The following is a 24,082-nucleotide window of genomic DNA, read 5'->3' as shown; positions in this document are numbered from 1 at the left end:
AATGTGCCTGCACTCTTTTTTCTTTCATTTTTTCGTTTATAGTACCGACATGAACTACCTTGCTCATCTTCACCTTGCCCATCTCGCCAAAAGCTCTCTATTGGGAAATATGATGGCGGACTACGTACGCGGCAATCCCGCGGGGGAATATCCTGCCGATATTGTCGCAGGGATCCGTATGCACAGGGCTGTTGATAGAACGACTGATACACACCCACTCGTCAAACAAGCACGTCGCCTATTTCGTGAAGAATATCGCCGAGTTGCGCCTATCACATTGGATTTGGTCTGGGATCATTTTCTTTCTCGACATTGGACACGCTTCGTTCCTACCCTTTCACTCTCTGATTTCGTGCGTTTTGCTCGGCAAACCATTGAACCTGATTTGTATCATACCCCTGAAAAATTTCAGGAGTTAAATGAGTACCTGTGGTCTCAGCAATGGCTGACTCGCTATGCGGAAAAAGAGTATATCGGGAAATCGCTCAATGGTATGGCAAGACGCCGACCGAAGTTGGCTGCCTTGAGTGGCTCTTTTGATGATTTTTTACTTAATTATCCAGAACTTGAACATATTTTCTTTCAGTTTTATCCACTAATGATTGAGACGGCGGAACAACAGCTTTTTGCCCAAGAGTTCACATTACGTGCATCTGAATAAATTAAAACTTGCACTTTAATGGAATAAAACTATCTTATTGATATTAATTTGCCAAATTGATACCATTGATAGGTAAAAACTATCATATTAATTGGTTTTAATGCCTTTATTCTCCAAGGATAAATCCTTATCCTTAGGTTATATTTATCCGCATGCCCCATTATGATTGCGGAGATAGAAACCCTTAAAACTCATAGGAGTACATTATGGTTCTGGTAACACGTCAAGCCCCTGACTTTACTGCTGCAGCTGTTCTTGGTAATGGTGAAATCGTTGATAACTTTAACCTGAAAAACCACCTGAACGGTCGTCCAGCTGTGATCTTCTTCTGGCCAATGGACTTCACTTTCGTTTGTCCTTCAGAACTGATTGCATTTGATCACCGTTATGAAGAATTCAAAAAACGCGGCGTAGAAATCGTTGGTGTTTCTTTTGACTCTGAGTTCGTCCATAACGCATGGCGTAAAACGCCTGTTGATAACGGCGGTATCGGTGAAGTTAAATATCCGATGGTTGCTGATATCAAACGTGAAATCATGAAAGCATACGGCATCGAGCACCCAGAAGCGGGCGTTGCTCTGCGCGGTTCTTTCTTAGTTGACAAAAACGGTATTGTTCGTCACCAAGTGGTTAACGACCTACCATTAGGTCGTAACATCGACGAAATGCTGCGTATGGTTGACGCGCTGCAATTCCACGAAGAGCACGGTGATGTTTGCCCAGCTCAGTGGGAAAAAGGTAAAGAAGGCATGAGCGCATCACCAAAAGGCGTTGCTGCTTACCTGACTAAAAACGCAACTGGTCTGTAATTCTACCAATTAAGTTTTCAGATGCCGGCTCAATGCCGGCATTTTTACATCTCTTATCTGCAATTTTTCCTACCTCGTTAACACTTTTCTACTTTTGCTGTTCAGCCCCCTAAATAATTCATGCTATATCTTAACGATACAAATATTTAACAAATTATTTATTTGTATTACATCTAAGCGTTACTTCCTTCATTTAATCGGGAGATACCAATGATAAAAAATGCATGGCGCCCTTCTTTACTACTGATTTCTTTGCTGACATCAAGTCAACTTTACGCCGCTTCCGAACCCGCTGTTGAAGCGACAAAAGGTATGGTTGTCTCCTCTCAACACCTCGCATCCCAAATTGGAGCTGATATTTTAAAAGCAGGAGGCAATGCGGTGGATGCTGCGGTTGCAGTCGGTTACGCGCAAGCCGTTGTTAACCCGTGCTGTGGTAATATCGGCGGCGGTGGGTTTATGACACTTCACCTTGCTGATGGCAAAGATATCTTCATTAACTTTCGAGAAACCGCACCAAAAGCCGCCAGTGCCGACATGTATTTAGATAAAGATGGCAAGCTTATCAAAGATGCCAGCTTATACGGCTACCTCGCCTCAGGCGTTCCAGGCACAGTCAAAGGTTTAGATTATGCCCTTGAAAAATATGGCACGATGAGCCGCCAACAAGTCATGGCGCCTGCAATTAAACTCGCAAGAGAAGGTTTTGTACTCACCCGTGGAGATACGGATGTACTCGACACCACAACTGAACGCTTTAAACAAGATCCTGAAGTCGCTCGTATCTTCTTAAAACCAGATGGAAGTACTTACCAACCTGGAGACTTGCTCGTTCAAACCGACTTAGCTAACACCTTAGAAAAAATCGCTAATAACGGTCCTGTCGCCTTCTATGAAGGGGATATACCTAAAATTGTAGAGGCAGCCTCGAAGAAAAACGGTGGGATCCTGACGGCTCAAGACTTTGCAGATTACACCATCGCAGACACAACGCCCGTTAGCTGTACATATCGCGGCTACAAATTTATCTCTGCCCCGCCACCAAGCTCCGGCGGTGTGACTATCTGTGAAACCCTCAATATCTTAGAAGGTTATGACCTAAAAGAAATGGGTTTCAACTCAGCAGAATATATTCATACACTGACCGAAGCGATGCGCCATGCTTACATGGATCGCAATACATTCCTAGGTGATCCTGCATTTGTCGATAACCCGACAGGCAAATTACTCAGTAAACAGTATGCGGCAGATCTGCGAAAAGAAATTGTTCCGAACAAAGCCACGCCGTCTACCGAAGTCCAGCCTGGTATGGGACCGCATGAAAAACCAGAAACCACCCATTATTCTGTGGTAGATGATAAAGGCAATGCTGTTTCAACCACTTACACGATTAATGGTCGATTTGGCTCCGTCGTTATCCCTCCGGGTACAGGCTTCTTCTTGAATGATGAAATGGATGATTTCACCACCAAAGTCGGCGAAAAAAATCTGTATGGATTAGTACAAGGAGAAAGAAACTCCATTGCCCCCGGTAAGCGCCCACTATCATCCATGAGCCCAACAATTGTCACTAAAGATGGCAAAGTGTTCTTAGTTCTCGGCTCACCGGGTGGCTCTCGTATTATTTCGATTACCTTACAAACCGCGTTAAATATTATTGACCATGGTATGCCTCCACAAGAAGCGGTAAATGCCCCTCGAATTCACCATCAATGGCTCCCAGACGAGGTTTACTATGAACAGCGTGGCGTATCTAAAGATACGTTAGCTCTACTAGATAAAATGGGATATAAGATGGTTGAACAGACGCCATGGGGCGCTGCGGAGCTGATTATGATTGGTATTCCTGATGGTGCAGGTGTCAGTGCAAAATCCTCAGGTAACGATTCTGCCGTTTCCGGTAAAGTTCGTGAAGGCTTTATCTATGGCTCTAACGATGTCCGCCGCCCTGCGGGTAGTGCTGTGGGTGTGAATTAATTCAGTCATCATGATAACGAAAAATGCCAGTGGGATTATCCTCCACTGGCATTTTTATTGCGTATTTACAAAATACTATGCGTGCTTATGATGTTCGCTAGATGGTGAAATGAATCTATCACACACAATAGCAACAACCAGCACAGCGACGGATGGTAACACCCAAGCTAAATCTTGTTGGTATAATGGGATAGACGTCATCCAATCCGGAATGTAGGTCTTCAAACTATCCGATGCTTTCACTGCGCCAATCAAGCCAACCACAAAACTTGTTAACATCGTCGGTGCAATTACGATGGTTGGATTACGCCACCATTTCAATGTAAAGCTCATCAAAATCAAAACAATACAAGGCGGATAGATTGATACTAAAACAGGCAGTGAGAATGCGATCAGCTTACTGAGCCCAAGGTTTGAAATCACCATGGAGAACAGACCCAAGATTAGCACTAACTTACGGTAAGAAATTGCGACATAACGGCTGAAAAATTCAGCACATGCACAGGTTAAACCAACAGCAGTTACCATACAGGCAACAAAAATCAGCACCGCTAAGAAGAAGCTACCGTAGTTCCCAAAAGTGTACTGAACATATTCATGCAGAATATCAGCACCATCGGCAGGATTTGGAATTAATGAACCGCTATTCTCGCCCAGTTTAAACAGCGATAAATAAACCAGCGTTAATAAAACCCCTGCAATTAAGCCCGCCCACATAGTATAACGAGTTAATAATGAGGAGTTTTCGATACCTCGTGAGCGCGCCGCATTCACAATGACGATACCAAACACCATCGCACCTAATGTATCCATCGTTAAGTAACCATTGATGAAACCATTAGAGAATGCCATATCTTGATATTCTGGCGTTGCCACAATTGGTTGCCCTGCGGGCCACATCACCGCCGCAATACCCAATATAGCCAGTGCCAACATTTTTACTGGCGCCAGAATATGCCCCACGCTATCAAGTAACTTACCTGGATATAACGAAATTCCGATGACCAGTACAAAATAGATTGCACTATAAACCAATAGGGAGATTTCCGATTCACCACCAAGCAATGGCGCAATACCCACTTTATACGAAACGGTTGCTGTTCTTGGTGTCGCAAAAAGAGGTCCTACTGATAAGTAAGCAACGACAGCTAATAATAAACCGGCAGTTTTACCAATCGGCGTGCTGAGCGCTTCAATACCGCCCCCCACTTTTGCTAGTGCAACAACAGTAAGAACAGGAAGACCGACGCCAGTGACTAAGAAACCAAGTGCAGCAGTCCAAACCTGCTCACCTGCTTGTAAACCGACCATTGGCGGGAAAATGATATTTCCAGCACCAACAAATAGCGCAAAGGTCATAAAACCTAAGGCGAGGATATCTCTGGATGATAAACGATGAGCCATATTATGTTAATTTTTAGTAAATTATGAATTAAAAACAGGCTATCTCATAGATAACCTATTGGAACATATATGACGAAATAGAGTTCTGATTAACATGACTTTAACAATATAAAATGCATGCCTTGGTTAGCTTTGTAATACTAAACATCAAAAAACAGTAAAAATCGCCAATAACTGGCGACAAGTAAAACTTTTATAGGGAAAAAAGGCAAGAGCAAACCTGAAAACAAGAATAAAGTACCAAACTAAATTTAAGAACCAGTGATTACTGTCAGTAAATTTGCAATATCCCGTATATATTCAGGCTAAAAAAACAGCAACAAAACATTATTTAACCACTCATAATGTATTTTAGCAGGATAAGATGAAGAAAATTGCGGGATAACAATGAAAATATAGCGCAGCGATTAAAAATAACGTCAAAAAGGAAGAAATAGCAAAACAAAAAACCTTGCTAATGCAATGATTTTATTAGCAAGGTTTCATTTTTAGCGATTATTTGGCACACCTATTTTTTATCTGACACAATAAAAACAGGCGGTAACGTAAAGGAAAATTCACTGCCCTTACCAATCTGACTGGTGACCGATAATTGGCTGCTATGATGCTGAACAGCATGCTTAACAATCGCTAAACCTAGACCCGTTCCCCCACCACCTTGTCGAGAGCGCGCTTTATCTACACGATAAAAACGTTCCGTTAAGCGAGGAATGTGCTCAGCAGGAATTCCAGGACCATTGTCACTCACGCTAAATTGTGCGCCGTTATTGGTTTTCTGCCATTTCACCTTAATTTTCGTCCCTTCCGGTGTATGGTTTATCGCATTATAAACCAAGTTAGCAACCGCACTGCGTAACTGTTCTTCATTACCATGCACTCGCAGTTTTTCATCAATAACGAATTCAAACTCATGTCGCCCTTGGCTTAAGCCAATGGCTTCTTGTTCAATCATTTTAAGAATGACCGGCATATTAATCTGTTCATCAAGATTAATTTGAGGGGCAACCTCAATTCGTGATAGTTGCAGCAATTGCTTCACTAAATTATCCATCCGATGGGTCTGCTCTTGCATCACCGATAAGGCTTTTTTATTCATCGGTGATGTTCCTTCTTGGTCATCCATCACCTCGAGATAACCTTGAATGACGGTCAGAGGTGTACGTAATTCATGGCTAACGTTGGCAAAAAAGTCTCTGCGTGCTTTTTCCAATCTGCGCTTTTCAGTCACATCTCGAGCCACCATCAATAACTGGTCACTGGTGTATGGCAAAATGCGAAACTCCACAATTTCACCGCTGTTCAATTCAATCGTCAGCGCTTGGTCATAACTCTTCACCGTGAAATAACGGCTAAAATCAGGATAACGTAATAAATTAAAAATATGCTGCCCGTTATCCTCTGGCCAGCGAAAGCCAAGAAGCTGTTGAGCGTGGCGGTTACACCAAAAAATATTGCCTTCCGTAGTCATCATAACGACCGCATCGGGTAGAGACTCAGCTCCACTGCGAAACCGTTTAATAAGTTGCCCTAATTCGCGGCGGCGCTTACGGTTACGCTGCTGCATTTGATAAATACCGTAAAATATTGGCTCCCAGCCCCCTTTACCATCTGGTGGCAACATACTTCTATCTAGCCACAACCAGTCTGAAAGTTTTAGCAGGTTATATCCATGCCAAATTAACGCAGCTAGTAATGAAATAACCAATAGCCACGGCAGGTGGCCAATAAAAATAGATAATATTAGTGCGGGTAAAATAAATAAAAACAGCCCCCAGATCAGCTGTTTTAAGGATAAGCGTTCAAGCACCCCTGTTTCTCCCTAATGGTTTCTCAATAACGCACAGAGAATCGGTAGCCAGTACCACGAACCGTTTGCACCATTTTATCATGCCCATCTAGCTCTAACGCTTTTCTTAAACGACGAATATGCACATCCACCGTCCTATCTTCGACATACACGTTTGCACCCCAAACATAATTAAGTAACTGCTCGCGGCTATAGACTCGCTCTGGATGGGTCATAAAAAAGTGAAGTAGCTTATATTCGGTAGGTCCCATATCGATGGGAATCTCATTACTCGTAACACGATGGGAAGTCGGATCAAGCACTAATCCATTCATTTCAATAATATCTTCTGTCGACATTGGCGAGATGCGCCGCAAAATTGCTTTAACACGGGCTATCAATTCTTTTGGTGAGAACGGCTTAATTAAATAATCGTCCGCGCCAACTTCTAACCCTTTCACACGATCTTCTTCTTCCCCTCTCGCGGTTAGCATCATTACGGGGACATCACGCGTAGCACTATCTCGTTTCATATGTTTGATCACTTGGATGCCTGAACCTCCGGGGATCATCCAATCCAGCAACACTAAATCAGGTAATGGATCAACCAATTGTGCTATCGCAGAATCATAATCATCAGCTTCTGTAGGCTGAAAACCATTCTGTTCCAATACAAAACAAACCATTTCTCGGATGGGCGCTTCATCTTCAACAACTAGAATGCGTCTTGCCATGATTGTTCCTGTAAATAAGAAGAGATTTTTAATGTGACCGCATTATGCGTCAGTTTTGTGACAGAATTATGAATATCTCAACGTAAGGCTACGATCCATCATTAGATTAACAGTTTACTGTCATGTAAGTGAAACATAAAAGCCATATCAGCCAAGCTTCCTACTTTCATTGCGAAGCGCTTCTCAACTATTTTTCATGCGCTTCCCTTCATATGGCACCGATGCGGTATACTGTGATACAGCAAACTATAGGGTTTGAATATTAGTATAGTAAAAGCGTCATAATCATAGGAATAGGTAGCTCATGCGCATCATCCACACCTCAGACTGGCATTTAGGTCAATATTTTTTCACCAAAAATCGGGCATCTGAGCATCAGCACTTTTTATTCTGGTTAATTGACCAAATCAAACTGCACCAAGTGGATGCACTGATAGTGGCAGGTGATGTCTTTGATACTGGGGCACCACCTAGCTATGCCCGTGAACTATACAATCAATTTATTGTTGATTTACAACGAACTAACTGCCAATTAGTCATTTTAAGCGGCAACCATGATTCGGTTTCTGTTCTAAACGAATCCAGTGCGCTATTACGTTATTTAAACACCCATGTCATCACCTCAAGCAATGAATCTCATGTCATTACGCTAAAAGATAAACAAGGAAATCCGACTGGGCTAGTTTGCGCCATCCCGTTTTTACGCCCAAGGGATGTTCAAATCAGTATGGCAGGGCAAAGTAGTGAAGAAAAACAACTTTCATTGCAAAATGCCATCCGTGATTACTATCAAACCTGTTACCAAAAAGCCGTTAAGCAGCGCGAAGCTCTTGGCTTAGATATTCCTATCATCGCGACAGGACATCTCACTGTGATCGGTGCAGAACTCACCGATTCCGTCCGCGAAATTTATATCGGTACATTGGATGCATTTCCGTCCGGAGCCTTTCCTCCAGCAGATTATATTGCACTCGGGCATATCCACCGCCCGCAATTAATTGGTGGGAAAGAATATATTCGTTATAGCGGCTCCCCCATTGCACTCAGCTTTGACGAATCACAACAACAAAAAAGTGTGTGTTTAGTGGAATTTAATGGTCATCAATTTTCCAATGTTACATTGCTGCCAATCCCTGTTTCTCAACCACTGTATAGTCTTAAGGGCACCTTAAAAGAGCTGCAACAACAGCTTATGACGTTACCCACCACCACTGAAAACCGCCCAACTTGGTTAGATATTGAAGTCGCATCCCAAGATTATCTTGGCGATATTCAGCAACGAATTGAAGCGCTCACCCAAGATCGCTGTGTCGAAGTGGTTCGCCTACGCCGTGCTCGTCGAGCCCAAACAGGCCAAAACCTTACACAGCCCAATGAAACATTGAGTGAATTAACGGCTGAAGAAGTCTTCTCTCGAAGGCTTGCTGAAGAATCATTAGAAGACAAAGCGTTAGAGCAGCGTTTATTACAACTGTTCAAGCAATCCTACGCCACCTTACGCACTGAACAAGGGGAATAAGCGTGAAAATTTTAAGCTTACGTCTCAAAAATATTAATTCCCTTAAAGGTGAATGGAAAATTGATTTCACTGAAGAACCGTTTGCCAGCAATGGGTTATTTGCCATCACTGGTGCTACGGGAGCAGGAAAAACCACCTTATTAGATGCTATCTGCCTCGCGCTATACCATCAAACCCCACGTTTAGGGCAAATCTCAAAAAGTAAAAATGAACTGATGACTCGCCATACGGGCGAATGCTTAGCGGAAGTAGAATTTGAAGTTAAAGGTATCGCTTATCGTGCATTCTGGAGCCAACGCCGCGCAAATAATAAAGCCGATGGCAACCTCCAAGATCCTAAAGCAGAGCTAGCAACCGTCGCTGATGGGCAAATTATCGCAGAAAAAGTCAGTGAAATTCGTGAAAAAATTGTGCAAATCACGGGATTGGATTTTGGACGTTTCACCAAATCTATTTTACTTTCCCAAGGTGATTTTGCCGCTTTTCTCAATGCCACAGAAAAAGAACGCGCTGACTTATTGGAAGAGATCACTGGCACCGAAATTTATAGTCAAATTTCGGTCTATATCTTTAATCAGCATAAACAAGCCAAAACTGATCTCGATCTCCTTCGAGCACAAGCCAGTAGCGTCAATCTGCTTACGGAAATCGAATATCAAGAGCTTGTTGAAAAGCAGCAACAATATTCAGCCCAAGAACAGCAGCTGAGTCAAAGTAAACTTCGCCATCAACAAGCCGTGACTTGGCACCAACAGTATCAACAGCTCGCACAAAATACCCAGCGCTTACAGCTAGCGCAACAGCAAGCTCAACAACGCTATCAAGTGGCAGAGCCCCAATTACACAAGCTCGCTCAAAGCTCTCCTGCGGAAGCCTTACGCCCGGATTGGCTGGCAGTGCAAAGCTTGCAAACTCAACTTGATGAACAGACTCAAAAACAGCAACGCATAACCCAACACTTAGAAGAGGCTCAAAAGCAACGTTTACCTTTAGTGACCCAACATGCCCAAGCGCAGCTTGAACAAAATCAATACAATGAATGGGTACAGAAAACGACGGTCATGATCGATAACGAAGTGCGCCCATTAGACAATCGACTTTCCCAGCTCAATCAACAAAAATTGCAACTCTCAGAGCAATTAAGTCAGCTAAACAGTGAGTATTTACAGAAAAAAGCAAGTGTAGAGAACGCTCAGCAGCAAATTGATCATGCAAAGAGTGGGCTGAATAAAACGCAATTATTTCTCCAAGAACACGCAAATGACGCCCAAATAATTACCCAATTAGGGCGCTGGCAACAGCAAGGTCAATTTGTTTATGAACTGACTGAACAACTCACTAAAAATCAGCAAAAACAGCACGCAATCAAGCTAGAATGGCAAACATTGCAACAAGCTCAATTGCAAAAACTGAAAGAACATCAAAAAGCTCAGCTCAGTCTTGAAACCTTTCACTCCCGCTTTAATCAGCTTGAAAAACAATTTCAAGAATACAAAGAAAAACACGATATAAGTGCAATTAACGCTCTCATTATTCAACTGCAAGCACAGTTACAGCATGCTCAAATACTGCCACTTTTACTCTCGCAACATGAGGAAAAACACCAGCAAGTACAGCTACACATTCAGCAACAAAACCAGCTCGCAGAATCTATCCAGCAAGTGGAAAAACTGATTGCAATTACACAAGATAGAGTGACTCAATTGGAGCCTCAACGCCAAGTTTTAGAACAAAAACTTCAACTAGAACAAAAAATTGTCAGCTTGGAACATGAACGCCAACAACTCATTGAAGGAACACCGTGCCCCCTTTGTGGCTCATTAAAGCATCCTGCTTTAGAGGCATACCATGCTGTTACGCCAAACGAAACCCAGCAACAATTGGTTGCGCTCAACACACAGATAGAATCCGAAAAACAACAACTCACCGAACACCAAGCATTATTACAAGCGGATAAACGTCGCCAACAAGATAATGAAGCAACACAAAAACAGTTACAGGTCCAATTAGATGCGCTCAATACCCAATGGCGACAAGCTTGTAAGCAAGCACTTACACCGGAATTAGCGAAAACACATCTCGCAGTAGAGCAATGCCTTTTAGATTTGCGCAATCAACTCACGGTTCAGCAAACCATCACCAGTGAATTTACACAGCTGGAACGCCAACACCAAGAGGCAAAAAACCACTATTACGAACAGCAAGCTCAAACTAAGCAACTGCTCTCCGAGCTATCGCTTCTTGATGAAAAACTTAAATACCATTCCCAGCAATTAGACGAAAACCAAGCGGAACAACACGCTTTGAAACAACGCATTGAGCAGCAAACACAGCAGCTAGCCACCTCGCTCTCGCCATTTAACCTAACGCTACCAAGCCAAGAACAGTTTTCCTCTTGGCTAAAAGAAATTGAACAACGCGGGCAATACTATGAGGCGCAAAAAACAGCCGCTCAACAGTTCGCTAAAAGTATTGAAGTTCATGCCGCTACTCTCGCAGCGGAAACAACCTATGCACAACAAATTGAGCGACAACTCGCGTCACAACAGCAACATTTTGAGCAGCTAAATCAGCAAATTGGGCATGCGAATACCCAACGTCAAAACATGCTAGACGGCCAAGCTATCACTGTTTTTACCCAAAATATGCAGGTGCAGCAGGCTCAATATGCTCGTAAAGTCGATGAACTTACTCTGCAAATCAGTGAGATAGACAAACACATCGCTGCACTCACAGGAAGTGCCCAAGAACTCGATGAACAACTCAAACAACTCAATCAACGACAATCTGTTGCACAAGCTCAGTTTATTGATGCGCTTAAGAACAGCCCGTTTGACACCCAAGAGCAATTCCTGAATGCCCTCCTTCCTGCCGAAGAAAAAATTCAGCTTGAGCAACTTAAACAACAAGTGACTCAGCAGCAGCTTGAAGCGGAAACCCGCTATCAAGAAAGCCTCTTATCTCTCGCCAATCATGAACAACAACGTTTAGTTGAATTTGCGGAGTTGTCATTGGAGCACATTCAACATGTATTGACTGAGTTAGATAATAAAATCAAGGAATTAAACCAACAACAAGGGCAGATTATTAACCAACTCGAGCGCGATCAACAGCAACGTCACCAACAGCGCGAGTTATTGAATAAAATTGAACAGAGCCAATTAAGCTACGATGATTGGAGTTACCTCAACAGCTTAATAGGCTCCGCTGAAGGGGATAAATTTCGCCGTTATGCTCAGGGGTTAACCTTAGACTGCTTAGTCTCTTTAGCTAACCAACAACTCGATAAATTGCATGGTCGCTATTTGCTGCAAAGAAGCCATTTAGCCAACCTTGAATTACAAGTTATTGATGGCTGGCAAGCGGATAGTATTCGCGATATTAAAACACTGTCTGGAGGGGAAAGCTTCTTAGTCAGTTTGTCGCTAGCCCTTGCACTCTCTGACATGGTGAGTCATCGAACCCAACTGGAATCGCTCTTTCTTGATGAAGGTTTCGGTACATTGGATGCCGAAACCTTAGACATTGCTTTAGATGCATTAGAGAGCCTCAACGCTTCAGGAAAAACCATTGGTGTTATTAGCCACGTTGAAGCCATGAAAGAACGAATTCCGGTACAAATTACCGTGAAAAAAGCAAATGGTCTTGGCTATAGTGAACTCTCAAGCCACTATCGTGTCAGTTAATCTCAAAAAGCCTAAAATAAAGCTACTAATATGATTTTTATAGATTTTTAACTACATGCAAAAATTTGAATGTTTAGGTTAAATTTTTTTTCTATGATTTTAAAGGGATACCTTTATAGTTATTCACATCGAAACAAGTTACGGCTTCTGAGGTTGTTCAATAAATTGCCGTGCTCTAAACAAAAGCAAGGGGACAAACATGTCTAACGCATTTATCGAAATGATTAAAAATCGTCGCACTATTTATAACTTAGGCGACTCATTACCTATCTCGGAAGAGAAAGTTGCTGGATTGATCAAAGAAGCCGTTAAGCACTCACCATCTGCATTTAATTCACAGACTTCACGTGTTGTCGTGTTATTTGGTGCACAACATAAAAAACTGTGGAATATCACCAAAGATGCTTTACGCGCTATCGTTCCTGAAGCAGCTTTTGCTGGAACTGAGCAAAAAATCAATAGCTTTGCCGCAGGCGCTGGTACTGTGCTGTTCTTTGAAGATAAAAATGTAGTCACTGGCTTACAAGAACAATTCCCATTATACGCAGATAATTTCCCTATCTGGTCTGAACAAGCGAGCGGTATGGCGCAACTGGCAGTATGGACAACATTATCTCAGGAAAATGTTGGCGCATCACTGCAGCACTACAACCCATTAATTGATAATCAAGTGCAAAAAGAATGGGATATTCCAGCCAATTGGATTTTACGTGCTCAAATGGTATTTGGCTCAATTGAGCAACCAGCGGCTGATAAAGACTTTATGGACGACGACGTTCGTTTCAAAGTATTCAAATAATTCATCACTAACCGTTATTATATTAAAGCCTCTACAATTGATTGTAGGGGCTTTATTTTATTTATTCATTCCAATCATTATATATTCCATTATATAGCACACTTCAATTTCATTAATTTCTTAACAATATAAAACTCCAATCTATCGCAAATTATTACATATAAAATTAGAGCAGGAGATATTACTCATTTTCAATCACTGCTTATTTAAAAATAATATTTAGTTTTTATATATAAGTCGCATTTTTATAAGAAAATGTCTTTTTAATCGCTCAAATGAAACTGAAAAATAACTTTAATTTGATTGACATCAATATGTTATATTCCCATGATAATAGTATTTACTTATAGACTAAATTTTTATTTCTGCATTATCGGTATTTGAACTACACTAAAAATAAGAGCACAAAAGCAGTATTGGATGGTGGTCAGTGTTATTAAAGGGGGTGGACTATGAAACGTTTATCTTTATTAACTACTGTAGTGACAATCTTCATTTCAAGTTGTTCTTTCGCGAGTAATCTTAACCCATCGTCAGGAGGTACAGTCTCATTTGGTGGTTATATCTATGAACCTCAGTGTGAAGTCAATATCGCAAATCAAACTCATGTGAATATTGATTGTTATCGTAATGGTAAAACCGTTACCGCTTCAGGCTCATTGAAAAATGGCAAAAAAGTTGAATCCGAGTATGTCAAAGTTGAATATGACAAATACAGTAAATTACCTATGTTGAACGTAACTTATGAATAAGTTAATTGAAGATTTAATAAGCATCATCATTCGGGGAGCTGCTATTTACTCTCAAGTTTAAACTCCCCGAATGTTATTCCCAGCTCTCACTTCGCTATCGCTTGCCACATTATTGCCAAGTTCAACCATCTTAATATTTTCTTCATTTATTTTTTCATATAAATGTCATCCCAAAATACACGGTAATGAAAAAAGCCTGACACAAGTGACAGGCTTCAGATAATTACCGCTTTTATTACTGCTGAAATTACTTAGCAGTTAAATCAACTTGGTAAATTGCAAATCCAATATCATCAGTACCTACTTTCTTCATTGGATACTGAGCGTGCTGCTGAATAAACTCAGCTGCTTTTTCACTTGGTGAAGTTTCAAAACGAACATCAAGCTTTTTATCGGTTTTGATTGGAGTGAATGACCAGTTATTATCGGCCTTCGAAACGACTTCACCTTTCTCTTTAGAAACTTTAGCAATATACGCCGCTAAAATCGCACGGTTTTCATCTGGCGATGCAAACGCAATATGCGCATCACCCGTACCTGCGAACTTACCGCCATAACCACGATAGTTATTGGTCGCGATTAAGAATGCCGCTTTAGGATCGATTGGTTTGCCTTGGTAAGTCACATTTTTGATACGATTAGCATCTTTATTAACCACTTGACAGTCAGTGTCATACTTAGCAGGCTGAGTCAGGTCAATCTGATAATTCACACCACTAATAGTGTCAAAGTTATAGGTTCTAAAACCATCCCAGTTAATCAGGCTTTGTGGCTTAGTTGATTGTGCATCGATTTGGTTGAACATGCCCGCAGAGCACTCTAACCATTCAACCACATCCGCACCTGTTGCTTTTACTACCACTAAGGTATTTGGATAGAGATATAAGTCAGCAGCATTACGGAAAGTTAAATCCCCTTTTTCCACTTCAACAAACTCAGAAGGTGCATTTTTACGTCCACCGGCTTTGAATGGTGCCGCTGCCGCTAATACTGGTAAGTCAGCTAAGTCTGGGTCCCCTTGGATAAAGTTACGGGTGTAATCCATCTGAGCATCATTCACAATCTGAACCGTTGGATCGCTTTGAACTAATGCCAAGTAGCTGTACATGTTTTCAGAGGCTTTACCAATCAATTTACCCACGAAATCACGAGTACCTTGATGCTGCTCTTGGATGATTTTTACGAGTGATTCATCGCGCTCAACCAGTGCTTTCTTGGTGGCTTTATCATAAACAGGGCGGGCATGAGCTTGAGCATCAACCACTTTCCAATCGCCGCTGTCATTGTTAACCACCAAATCAACTACACCTAAATGGTCACCCCACTGTCCTGGCATAACTGCTGGAATGCCATTAACCGTGCCTTTTGCCACATCGACGCCTTTAATATCGGCGAATTCTTTGCTTGGGAACACACCGTGAGAGTGACCAAACATAATGGCGTTAATACCCGGTACTTCGCTGAGATAGTACACAGAGTTTTCTGCCATCGCTTTGTATGGCTCTTGTGAGAATCCTGAGTGAGGAATTGCCACAATCAGGTCTGCACCCTCTTTCTTCATTTGCGGCACAAACTTTTTAGCGGTTTCAGTGATGTCATTCACCTTCACTTTGCCTTCTAAGTTTGGTTTATCCCAAATCATGATTTGTGGTGGCACAAATCCAATGTAGCCCACTTTGATTGTATGGGTTTTGCCATCACGATCTTTTACTGGGGTATCAACAATAATGTAAGGCTTGAAGTAGTTTTCACCCGTTTTGGCATCAACGATATTCGCGTTGACGTAAGGGAATTTTGCGCCTGCAATGGCTTTTTTCAGATAATCTAAACCAAAGTTGAATTCATGGTTACCGAAGTTTCCAACTGTGTAACCCATGGTGTTCATTAGGCTATGAGCTGGATGAGATTCACCGTCTTTTAAGCCTTTATTTGCCATGTAGTCAGCCAGAGGGCTGCCTTGAATTAAGTCACCGTTATCCACCAAAATCGCGTTGGTCGCTTCATTTTTAGCAGCTTTAATCAGTGTCGCTGTGCGTACCAGACCAAATTGCTCTGTGGGTTTATCTTTGTAGTAATCGAAGTCAATTAGGTTACTGTGAACATCGGATGTTTCCATGACACGTAAGTCAACCGTGGCAGCATGGGCATTAAATGCCACCAGCAGAGCCAAAGATGAAATTTTTAGAGCCTTTTTCACGTTAAATCCCCTTTGTTGCCTTTTGAAGGAACGCCCTTCATAAAACTCAGATTCATTTCATGGTTATTGAGTAAAAATCCAACAATACCCGAAATAAAGCCTATCACTGTGTGTTAGATATCATGTTTTAATGATAATGCCTGCAAACAGTAACTATTTTTTGTGATTAAATCACGGTTTTAGTCCATTTATGAATCCCGACTTTTATATAGCTCACAAAAATAGATTTATCCGGTAAAAATCACCGCTATTATTTGAGTTATCGATAAAATCCGCTATTCCCCAAACAACTCACCAACACTCACTTTATAAGTAGCTAAATCCACCAGCTCAATTTTTGTACTTTCATCCTTGCCTTTCTTTTACTTTTGCTTTTACTTTTGCTTTTACTTTTGCTTTTGAATTTTTCGCTCTTCCCCTCACCCTATGCTCTAAATAATTCGCGTTGTAGCAAGGCGGCAAGTGAAGCTAATCCCTAGGAGCATACATAAGTATGTGATTAGGGTTAGTGAGCGTAGCCAACGCAGCTACAGCGTGAAGTATGACGAGCATTAATCCCTAGGGGCATCCATGAATATGTGACTAGGGTTAGTGAGCGTAGCCAACGCAGCTACGGCGTGAAGTATGACGAGCATTAATCCCTAGGAACATACATAAGTATGTGACTAGGGTTAGTGAGCGTAACCAACGCAGCTACGGTGTGAAGTATGACGAGTATTAATTTTCAGAGCATAACCAAGCTGCCCCTCGCACCCCACTCGAATCCCCATGCTCCGCTTTCCTGATTGGCGTATCAAACTCTCTACCGAACACCCATTGACGTATTTTCTCTGGCAGTTTTTCATATAGCTCATCAACATTACTCATTCCACCACCTAACACGATGACATCGGGATCGAGCATGTTGACGGCTTGAGCAAGTGCTTTGGCAAGGCGATTTTGGTAATTTTCGAAGGCTTTTATCGCATGCTTGTTGCCATTTTGCGCCAATTGAATAATTTCTGTTCCCATCTTAGATTCACCGGCTCGCTTTTTATAGTCCGCCATAAAACCTGTTCCAGAAACAAACTGTTCTGTGCAGCCGTTAAGCCCGCAATAACATTTTTCCCCTGCAAGAAACAGCCTATCTTGGTCATCTTGCCACGGTAAAGGATTGTGTCCCCATTCCCCCGCGACCCCATTACCGCCAGAATGAACTTGACCATTGATGGCGATCCCTGCACCGCATCCAGTTCCAATGATTACGGCAAACACCACTTTAGCACCAGCTCCAGCACCATCCACCGCCTCTGAAACCGCAAGACAGTTCGCGTCATTGGCCATTTTGACAGGACGACCTAAGCAGTGAGCTAAATCCTTATCGAAAGGTTGTCCATTTAACCATGTTGAGTTAGCGTTTTTCACTTTTCCCGTAATCGGAGAAAGTGTTCCGGGGATCCCTAAACCAACGCTCCCAGTTTGCCCTGTTGCCGCTTCTGCATCATTCACTAAACGCTTAATCGCATCGAGTGTTCCTTGGTAATCACCACGTGGTGTGGGTGTACGCTGGCGAAATAAGATATTGCCGCCATCATCCAACGCAACCACTTCAATTTTTGTACCACCTAAATCAATACCTATTCTCATCATGGCACTCACTTATTATCCATTTGTCATTTAATTACCTGTCTACATTATTAGACTCCCTTTATAGAAAGTAAAACCTGTAAAGCATCCGGCATTTTTTTTCGCTTAATAACAGACAATTCGCTATCATGTCCGCCTTGCTAAACATGTTTTTAATGACAAAGGTAGGTTTTTCATGTGGTTCAAGAATATATTGGTCTATCGCCTGAATCGGGATTTGGCACTCTCCGCGGATGATCTGGAAAGACAACTTGCGCCGCTCGCTTATACCCCTTGTGGAAGCCAAGACATGATGAAAACGGGTTGGGTACCTCCAATGCGTGGTGCCGATGCTCTCACCCATGCTGCTAATAACCAAATTCTCATTTGTGCTAAAAAAGAAGACAAAATGCTGCCATCGCCAGTGATTAAGCAAGCATTACAAGAGAAAATTGAAAAATTAGAGGCAGATCAAGGTCGCCAACTGAAGAAAACCGAAAAAGCATCTTTGAAAGATGAAGTCGTGCATGACTTACTGCCGCGAGCCTTCAGTAAATTCAGCAAAACCTACATTTGGATTGATACCGTTAATCAACTCATTATCGTCGATGCTGCCAGTGCTAAACGTGCCGAAGATAATTTAGCATTATTACGTAAAAGCCTAGGTTCGCTTCCTGTTGTACCGCTCACATTTAAAGACCCAATTGAACTCACATTAACTGAATGGGTACGCTCAGGTGCATTACCTCAAGGCTTTGCAGCTATGGATGAAGCTGAGTTAAAAGCGATTTTAGAAGAAGGTGGGATTATTCGTTGTAAGAAGCAAGACCTGATTTCTGACGAAATTGCTACACACATCGAAGCGGGTAAGTTAGTCACAAAACTCTCATTGGATTGGGAAGAGCGCGTACAATTTATGTTGTCCGATGACGGCTCCCTGAAAAAATTAAAATTCAGTGACAAACTTAAAGAACAAAATGACGATATTCCAAAAGACGATTTTGCTCAAAAATTTGATGCCGATTATATTTTAATGACAGGCGAGCTCAGTGCCTTGATTGCTCGTCTCATTGACGTTCTCGGCGGTGAAGCCGAACATTAATATTATTTAGCTTTTCGTCCTGACCTCACGATGGCAACACACATTCTCGCATGTTGCCATTTTCTTTTTAGACCCCGCTTGCAGAGCCACAATTAAGTCATTGACTGCCTCCCTAATCTCTGGTTGATTAAATTACATCCTTGTAACAAATCAGTAGCAATCTTGATTATTTAATAACAACAACTAATGCAGCTTCTCAATGAAGTTTTGGTCAATATTCGAGCGAAGGAATGGTTATGATAGAATTCATCGAGCCAGAAGTGGATGAAAACTCAGTCGTCTCCTTACAGAAAGTGACGGCAGAAAATTTTTCAGAAATTTGTTTACTGAGTCATACACTCAGTGAGGCACAACGTAGCATGGTGGCAGACAATGCCTATTCAATGGTCGAAGCCCAATTCTCAGATTGTGCTTGGTACAGAGGCATTTATGCGGATGATATCCCTGTAGGATTCATTATGCTGCATTCAGGCTTAGATGATGATGAACTTGAATATGATGGCATTATGTTATGGCGATTTATGATTGCAGAACCTTACCAAAAATTAGGTTTTGGTCGCGAAGCATTGATTCAAGTGATCCGTTATTTAAAAAAGAAAGGCTACCCTCGACTGTATAATAGTTGTGGCGAAGGAGAAGAAAGCCCCTTTGAGTTTTACCAAAAACTCGGTTTTATCCCAACGGGTGGCTATATTGACGATGAATGCGAACTGGTGCTCGATATTGCCAGCTGGCAAGATACGGAAGAGTAAATAACATGAAGGCGGGTTAACCCCGCCTTACCAATCACTATTTTTGAATTAAATAGCGAATTGTTGGTCCATCTTGCTGAATATCCAATACTTTATAGCCATAGTTTTTAGCATCTAACGGGATATTATTGATAGATTGAGGGCAATCACTCACCACTTCTAATATCTCTCCAGGTTTTAACGATGGCATAGCTTCAAGCGTTGCAACCGCAGGATATGGGCAAGGTTCACCCACCATATCTAATCGATAATCCGGAACTATTTCTTTATGGCTCATGCAGCCTCCACGGAAGTATTCGCAAGTTTTTGCGCGCGTTTACGGAAGAAATGTTTTTCCCATACCAGCATCAAAATAAATGCAATAGCTAATAAAACGTATGTGACAAGCAACCCGCCCTGTGGCCCAAATGTTTCCAGCAGGTTCACTTTGTCAAAGTCAGTTGCTAACCATGGACCTAAATCATCCCAGTAGTAAGCCAAGATAGTCGCACCGATAATATTACCGAAACCAACCCACCAGTAATGAACTTGACCTTCTACTGCACGATACATCCAACCGGTTTCACAGCCACCAGCCAGCACAATACCAAAGCCAAACAGTAACCCACCAATCACGGCATTCGGACCTGCCCACATGATTTTTGGTGTAGCCCCCAGTTGAACATAGCTGAAGATACCAATTGCACTCACCGCCATCCCAATAATAATCGCTTTCGCCATATGGGTACGACCCGTGATCCATAAATCACGAAATGCCGATGTGAAGCAGATTTGAGCTCGTTCAATCAATAAACCAAAACCGATCCCACAGAGGATTGCAAAGCCCATTACAGGTGCATCTAGAAGCGTATAAAAGCCCCATGCCATCGCAATAGCAAAGATAGCCATACCGAGTTTAAAACGTTTTTTAGCGGTATTAGGATTTTGAGTTAATGGGGATGCCGTTGACACTTTTTTTAGTTTTACCGCAATACGAAACATCGGTAACAGCGTAAATTTGGCACCAAAATATGATCCGGCCGCCGTTGCGACAGCAAAGAACCATGCATGCAACGAGAATTGAGGGATACCAGTAAAGAAAGCCGCTAAGTTACATCCCATCGCTAGACGGGCGCCAAATCCAGCGATAATACCGCCAAGGATAGCTTGGAATATACGGATGCGATGTTGTGGCATGCGAATTTTCACGTTATTTGCCCAGAGCGCCGCGGCAAAACAACCTGCAAACATACCGATAATCATCACGCCATCAATTCTATCTAGGGGTGAACCTTGGAAACCAATAACTTTGAAGTAGCCCCACTCTTCTGGATGAGCACCAAATAACTGCATGATGTGTCCACCCCAGCGAGTAAATTCACCAGTTACCGCCCAAAATGTTCCCGTTAAGCCAAAATAATACGTCGATAAAATACCTGCTGCGATCACCGCAGGCAACGGTTTCCAAAAACCGATGAGATAGTGAGATTTAAACTCAGACCAAGTCATTTTTACTTCCAAAGTGATTCAAGCCAGTACCTGGCAAAGAATTCCGCCGTTGTATGATATGTTGATAAAAGCCCCACAGCGAAGAGGTGCACATCATACTCTGTTACTTTTTATCATTAAATAACAAACTGTGAATATTCTTAGAAAAATTGATTTAGATTCAAGCTTTACTCTGAGTCTATTGCGTATTTTTTCACATGAAATCTGATCACATACTCAGCATTTTTCTAGTAAAAAAACTAAAAAAACGCCATCTTAATGATGGCGCATGGAAATGTAGTCTTATATTATTTATAGAGGAGTATAATATGAAATTATTTTTTATTACATCTTTGCTGTGTAGTCTAAAGTCAGCCCATTTGACTTCAGTAATAACATTCAAAATCCACTTCTAACAACTTAATACGATACATTCGAGTCTGACTGGTTATATTTATTTTTAATATAAAGCTTAATCAAACATCAATTATAACTTTATTTATTCCCTAGCATTAGTAAATTTAAAAAATAAAAAACCCGAAGTAAAAAATTATTAAAAAGTATTTCAAAATGTTATTGCCTGCATTATAGCGCCCATGAAATGTTGCGCAAGTGTTTTTTTATTTTATTTAAGCAAAACCAAAAAACAAACAAAAAATAGTTTAATAACAATTAGATAAGCTTGTTACTGATAATAAAATCATCAAGGTGATATTTATAACAGCAATTACATATTTATATTTCATTATTTAAGGTGATTTAACATTGTTTTATTAATAACACTTATATTAATAAAATAAACTCGTTAATTTACTCTCTTTTTTATCCTTTCAATTCAGGTGAAATATATTAATTATTTTTTACCTTTTGTAAGCTAGGCTTTAGCTGGTTAACTATACATCTGTTTTGAATAGAGTGTATACATTTCTTATACTTCACTCTAATAATCAGTAAGTTCCACTGAAACCCACATTGCTCCCCGCCGAATCAATACCCTTAATTGGAGTATTTACTACTCTTACTCCCCTCATGAATAATCCCATACAATATAAATGGTTTATTTTCAATTAACCTTCTTCATTTCTTATTTGATAAGAATTTTATCTCGGCAGGATTTAAAATTACTCTAACTTAAATAAAATTTTAAGAAATACAGAATAAAATTGAACGTTTTATTTATGAAACTATAAGGATAAACAACAGTTTTTATCAGAAATATTGCAAAGATATGCAAGAAGCTTGGCGTGAAAAAAGTATTGATATGAAAATACGTTTTATCTCAAAACATCAGTGTCATGATGCCCACACGTGCTACTGAGATAAAACGCATGATTACGAGCCGCTATTTAGCGCTAGCGGCTGTTGCTTCCATCCCGACTAGGCCAATCTTGAGATATCCTGATTGACGTAATGCGTTCATCACATCCATCATCGTCTCATAATCTACGCTCTTGTCTGCTTGGAAAAAGATGGTAGTTTCTTTATTGGTATTCGTCGCTTGATCTAACGTTGAGCCCAATTGCTCTTTCGTAACTGCTTGTTCACCAATAAATAACTGACTATCTGACTTCACCGTTAAGAATACTGGCTTTTCAGGTCGAGGCTGAGGCTTCGCCGTGGAAGCAGGTAAATCAACTTTAATATCAACGGTAGCCAGTGGCGCTGCAACCATAAAGATAATCAGCAGAACCAACATAACATCGATAAACGGTGTTACGTTGATTTCATGCATTTCACCGCTATCGTCTTGTTCGTCACCTAAACGCATTGCCATAATGATTACCTTGCTTTGCTGTTTGCCAGATCGAGGTCACGCCCCAGTAACAACGCTGCCTGTGCAGCAACATCGCCCACTTGACCACGGTAGTTATTGATCATCCGAGCAAAAATATTGTAAATCACGACCGCAGGAATCGCAGCGATCAAACCAATTGCTGTGGCAAGTAGCGCTTCTGCAATTCCTGGAGCAACAACCGCTAAGTTTGTCGTTTGAGAATGGGCGATACCGATAAAGCTGTTCATGATCCCCCACACTGTACCGAACAGACCCACAAATGGAGAAATCGCACCGATTGTCGCTAAATAACCATTACCACGCCCCATATAGCGACTGATTGCCGCGACCGAGCGCTCTAAGCGAAAGGCAGTACGATCTTTGATTCCTGACAGATCTTGGCTACTCGCAGAAAGTGCTCTTTCTGTTGTCGCTTCCGCTAATAACATACGTGTAATACTGTTCGCTTTAAATCCATCAGCGATAGAAACCGCTTCATCAAGGGATTTTACTTCGGCGATTGCTTTGGCTTCGTCTTTTAAACGACGACGCGCAACTAAAATTTCGCTTCCCTTAGATAAGAATAATGCCCATGTGATCACTGATGCGAGTAACAGACCGATCATAACCGTTTTCACAACGACGTCTGCGTTCTGGTACATACCCCAAACAGATAAATCTTGGTCAAAACCACCGCCATGAGCTTCTGTAGCAATTTCCACGTTTTCAGTGACTGCGGTATTCGTAATGACAGTCTCAGTTGCTACCACTGGTGTAGACGCTGATTCAGGTGTGGAAGTCATATTGACAGGGGTTGCTGTTGAACCTTGGTTTGCTACTGGTGTACTAGGAGTGGCAGCGGGTGTTGTTTCCGCGGATGCTGTGCCCATTAAGCCGATCGCCAATAGAATAGAAGCTGTTAATTTACGCATCAGTTGGCCTTTACTCTCTTATTTGTGTTGTATAAAAAAATTTATATCGATGATTGTGCCATTCATCGACTAACCATTAAAAGCGAAATTTGACTCGCGAATTCATCTCTTTTCGTCAAGATGTGC

At 41.6% G+C, this 24,082-nt stretch carries 18 protein-coding genes; 9 read left to right on the top strand and 9 right to left on the bottom strand.

The features are described 5' to 3' along the window. The first annotated feature begins 49 nt into the window (after positions 1-49). The 3 genes from PROVALCAL_RS00930 to ggt all read left to right on the top strand — a co-directional run bounded on the left by PROVALCAL_RS00930 (position 50) and on the right by ggt (position 3,447). On the top strand, positions 50-661 hold the full coding sequence (locus PROVALCAL_RS00930; RefSeq protein WP_006657180.1) for an acyl carrier protein phosphodiesterase: 612 nt from the start codon (positions 50-52) through the stop codon (positions 659-661). Between the two features lie 206 nt (positions 662-867). Then, complete coding sequence (locus PROVALCAL_RS00925; protein ID WP_006657178.1) at positions 868-1,470, top strand: peroxiredoxin C; 603 nt, start codon at positions 868-870, stop codon at positions 1,468-1,470. A 210-nt stretch (positions 1,471-1,680) separates the two neighbouring features. Further along, positions 1,681-3,447 (top strand): gamma-glutamyltransferase, encoded by a 1,767-nt coding sequence (ggt, locus tag PROVALCAL_RS00920; protein ID WP_006657177.1) that lies wholly within the window; start codon positions 1,681-1,683, stop codon positions 3,445-3,447. A gap of 75 nt (positions 3,448-3,522) precedes the next feature. Here ggt and brnQ read toward each other — a convergent pair whose 3' ends face one another. The 3 genes from brnQ to phoB all read right to left on the bottom strand — a co-directional run bounded on the left by brnQ (position 3,523) and on the right by phoB (position 7,371). Beyond that, the gene (gene brnQ / locus PROVALCAL_RS00915; RefSeq protein WP_006657176.1) at positions 3,523-4,851 is read right to left on the bottom strand and encodes a branched-chain amino acid transport system II carrier protein; all 1,329 of its coding nucleotides are present in this window, start codon (positions 4,849-4,851) and stop codon (positions 3,523-3,525) included. A gap of 508 nt (positions 4,852-5,359) precedes the next feature. Next, positions 5,360-6,658: a phosphate regulon sensor histidine kinase PhoR gene (gene phoR / locus PROVALCAL_RS00910; protein ID WP_006657175.1), complete on the bottom strand. Its 1,299-nt coding sequence runs from the start codon at positions 6,656-6,658 to the stop codon at positions 5,360-5,362. Between the two features lie 23 nt (positions 6,659-6,681). Beyond that, entirely contained in the window at positions 6,682-7,371 is a 690-nt protein-coding gene (gene phoB / locus PROVALCAL_RS00905; RefSeq protein WP_006657174.1) for a phosphate regulon transcriptional regulator PhoB, read from the bottom strand. Between the two features lie 304 nt (positions 7,372-7,675). On the opposite strand from phoB, the gene sbcD reads away from it, so the two are divergent. The 4 genes from sbcD to PROVALCAL_RS00885 all read left to right on the top strand — a co-directional run bounded on the left by sbcD (position 7,676) and on the right by PROVALCAL_RS00885 (position 14,127). Beyond that, positions 7,676-8,890, top strand: a complete 1,215-nt coding sequence (gene sbcD / locus PROVALCAL_RS00900) for an exonuclease subunit SbcD (protein ID WP_006657173.1) — start codon at positions 7,676-7,678, stop codon at positions 8,888-8,890. A gap of 2 nt (positions 8,891-8,892) precedes the next feature. Continuing rightward, positions 8,893-12,576, top strand: a complete 3,684-nt coding sequence (locus tag PROVALCAL_RS00895; RefSeq protein WP_006657172.1) for an AAA family ATPase — start codon at positions 8,893-8,895, stop codon at positions 12,574-12,576. A 199-nt stretch (positions 12,577-12,775) separates the two neighbouring features. Continuing rightward, entirely contained in the window at positions 12,776-13,375 is a 600-nt protein-coding gene (locus PROVALCAL_RS00890) for a nitroreductase family protein (RefSeq protein WP_006657171.1), read from the top strand. A 452-nt stretch (positions 13,376-13,827) separates the two neighbouring features. Further along, complete coding sequence (locus PROVALCAL_RS00885) at positions 13,828-14,127, top strand: hypothetical protein (RefSeq protein ID WP_006662802.1); 300 nt, start codon at positions 13,828-13,830, stop codon at positions 14,125-14,127. A 247-nt stretch (positions 14,128-14,374) separates the two neighbouring features. Here PROVALCAL_RS00885 and PROVALCAL_RS00880 read toward each other — a convergent pair whose 3' ends face one another. Continuing rightward, complete coding sequence (locus PROVALCAL_RS00880; RefSeq protein WP_006657169.1) at positions 14,375-16,324, bottom strand: bifunctional 2',3'-cyclic-nucleotide 2'-phosphodiesterase/3'-nucleotidase; 1,950 nt, start codon at positions 16,322-16,324, stop codon at positions 14,375-14,377. Between the two features lie 717 nt (positions 16,325-17,041). Beyond that, the gene (mak, locus tag PROVALCAL_RS00875; RefSeq protein WP_039861410.1) at positions 17,042-17,950 is read right to left on the bottom strand and encodes a fructokinase; all 909 of its coding nucleotides are present in this window, start codon (positions 17,948-17,950) and stop codon (positions 17,042-17,044) included. Positions 17,951-18,125: 175 nt separating this feature from the next. Here mak and rdgC point away from each other — a divergent pair, with 175 nt between their 5' ends. Together rdgC and PROVALCAL_RS00865 are read left to right on the top strand one after the other, a co-directional pair. Further along, positions 18,126-19,031: a recombination-associated protein RdgC gene (rdgC, locus tag PROVALCAL_RS00870; protein ID WP_006657167.1), complete on the top strand. Its 906-nt coding sequence runs from the start codon at positions 18,126-18,128 to the stop codon at positions 19,029-19,031. A gap of 236 nt (positions 19,032-19,267) precedes the next feature. Beyond that, a complete protein-coding gene (locus PROVALCAL_RS00865; protein WP_006662805.1) occupies positions 19,268-19,783 on the top strand; it encodes a GNAT family N-acetyltransferase in 516 nt (171 codons plus the stop codon). 37 nt (positions 19,784-19,820) lie between these two features. On the opposite strand, the gene yedF is transcribed toward PROVALCAL_RS00865, so the two are convergent. From yedF to exbB, 4 genes are all read right to left on the bottom strand, one after another. Next, positions 19,821-20,060, bottom strand: a complete 240-nt coding sequence (gene yedF / locus PROVALCAL_RS00860) for a sulfurtransferase-like selenium metabolism protein YedF (protein ID WP_006657165.1) — start codon at positions 20,058-20,060, stop codon at positions 19,821-19,823. Beyond that, positions 20,057-21,271, bottom strand: a complete 1,215-nt coding sequence (gene yedE, locus PROVALCAL_RS00855; RefSeq protein WP_006657164.1) for a selenium metabolism membrane protein YedE/FdhT — start codon at positions 21,269-21,271, stop codon at positions 20,057-20,059. Before yedE ends, yedF begins: the two co-directional genes overlap by 4 nt. Positions 21,272-22,592: 1,321 nt before the next feature. Next, positions 22,593-23,024, bottom strand: coding sequence for a TonB system transport protein ExbD (gene exbD, locus PROVALCAL_RS00850; RefSeq protein ID WP_006657163.1), 432 nt, complete (start codon positions 23,022-23,024; stop codon positions 22,593-22,595). 5 nt (positions 23,025-23,029) lie between these two features. Beyond that, positions 23,030-23,956, bottom strand: coding sequence for a tonB-system energizer ExbB (gene exbB / locus PROVALCAL_RS00845; RefSeq protein ID WP_039861382.1), 927 nt, complete (start codon positions 23,954-23,956; stop codon positions 23,030-23,032). Positions 23,957-24,082 lie beyond the last annotated feature (126 nt).

The organism is Providencia alcalifaciens DSM 30120 (assembly GCF_000173415.1).
Lineage (GTDB): Bacteria > Pseudomonadota > Gammaproteobacteria > Enterobacterales > Enterobacteriaceae > Providencia > Providencia alcalifaciens.
The sequence above is the reverse complement of the archived record's forward strand: the minus strand, read 5'-3'. Positions and strand labels throughout refer to the sequence as shown.

What these genes read in the sequence shown, in the direction of transcription:
- PROVALCAL_RS00885 (WP_006662802.1), top strand. Translation starts at nt 13,828, where the DNA reads ATGAAACGTTTATCTTTATTAACTACTGTAGTGACAATCTTCATTTCA.
- yedE (WP_006657164.1), bottom strand. Translation starts at nt 21,271, where the DNA reads ATGACTTGGTCTGAGTTTAAATCTCACTATCTCATCGGTTTTTGGAAA.
- sbcD (WP_006657173.1), top strand. Translation starts at nt 7,676, where the DNA reads ATGCGCATCATCCACACCTCAGACTGGCATTTAGGTCAATATTTTTTC.
- exbB (WP_039861382.1), bottom strand. Translation starts at nt 23,956, where the DNA reads ATGCGTAAATTAACAGCTTCTATTCTATTGGCGATCGGCTTAATGGGC.
- yedF (WP_006657165.1), bottom strand. Translation starts at nt 20,060, where the DNA reads ATGAGCCATAAAGAAATAGTTCCGGATTATCGATTAGATATGGTGGGT.
- phoB (WP_006657174.1), bottom strand. Translation starts at nt 7,371, where the DNA reads ATGGCAAGACGCATTCTAGTTGTTGAAGATGAAGCGCCCATCCGAGAA.
- PROVALCAL_RS00925 (WP_006657178.1), top strand. Translation starts at nt 868, where the DNA reads ATGGTTCTGGTAACACGTCAAGCCCCTGACTTTACTGCTGCAGCTGTT.
- PROVALCAL_RS00890 (WP_006657171.1), top strand. Translation starts at nt 12,776, where the DNA reads ATGTCTAACGCATTTATCGAAATGATTAAAAATCGTCGCACTATTTAT.
- mak (WP_039861410.1), bottom strand. Translation starts at nt 17,950, where the DNA reads ATGAGAATAGGTATTGATTTAGGTGGTACAAAAATTGAAGTGGTTGCG.
- brnQ (WP_006657176.1), bottom strand. Translation starts at nt 4,851, where the DNA reads ATGGCTCATCGTTTATCATCCAGAGATATCCTCGCCTTAGGTTTTATG.
- ggt (WP_006657177.1), top strand. Translation starts at nt 1,681, where the DNA reads ATGATAAAAAATGCATGGCGCCCTTCTTTACTACTGATTTCTTTGCTG.
- exbD (WP_006657163.1), bottom strand. Translation starts at nt 23,024, where the DNA reads ATGGCAATGCGTTTAGGTGACGAACAAGACGATAGCGGTGAAATGCAT.
- PROVALCAL_RS00930 (WP_006657180.1), top strand. Translation starts at nt 50, where the DNA reads ATGAACTACCTTGCTCATCTTCACCTTGCCCATCTCGCCAAAAGCTCT.
- rdgC (WP_006657167.1), top strand. Translation starts at nt 18,126, where the DNA reads ATGTGGTTCAAGAATATATTGGTCTATCGCCTGAATCGGGATTTGGCA.
- PROVALCAL_RS00865 (WP_006662805.1), top strand. Translation starts at nt 19,268, where the DNA reads ATGATAGAATTCATCGAGCCAGAAGTGGATGAAAACTCAGTCGTCTCC.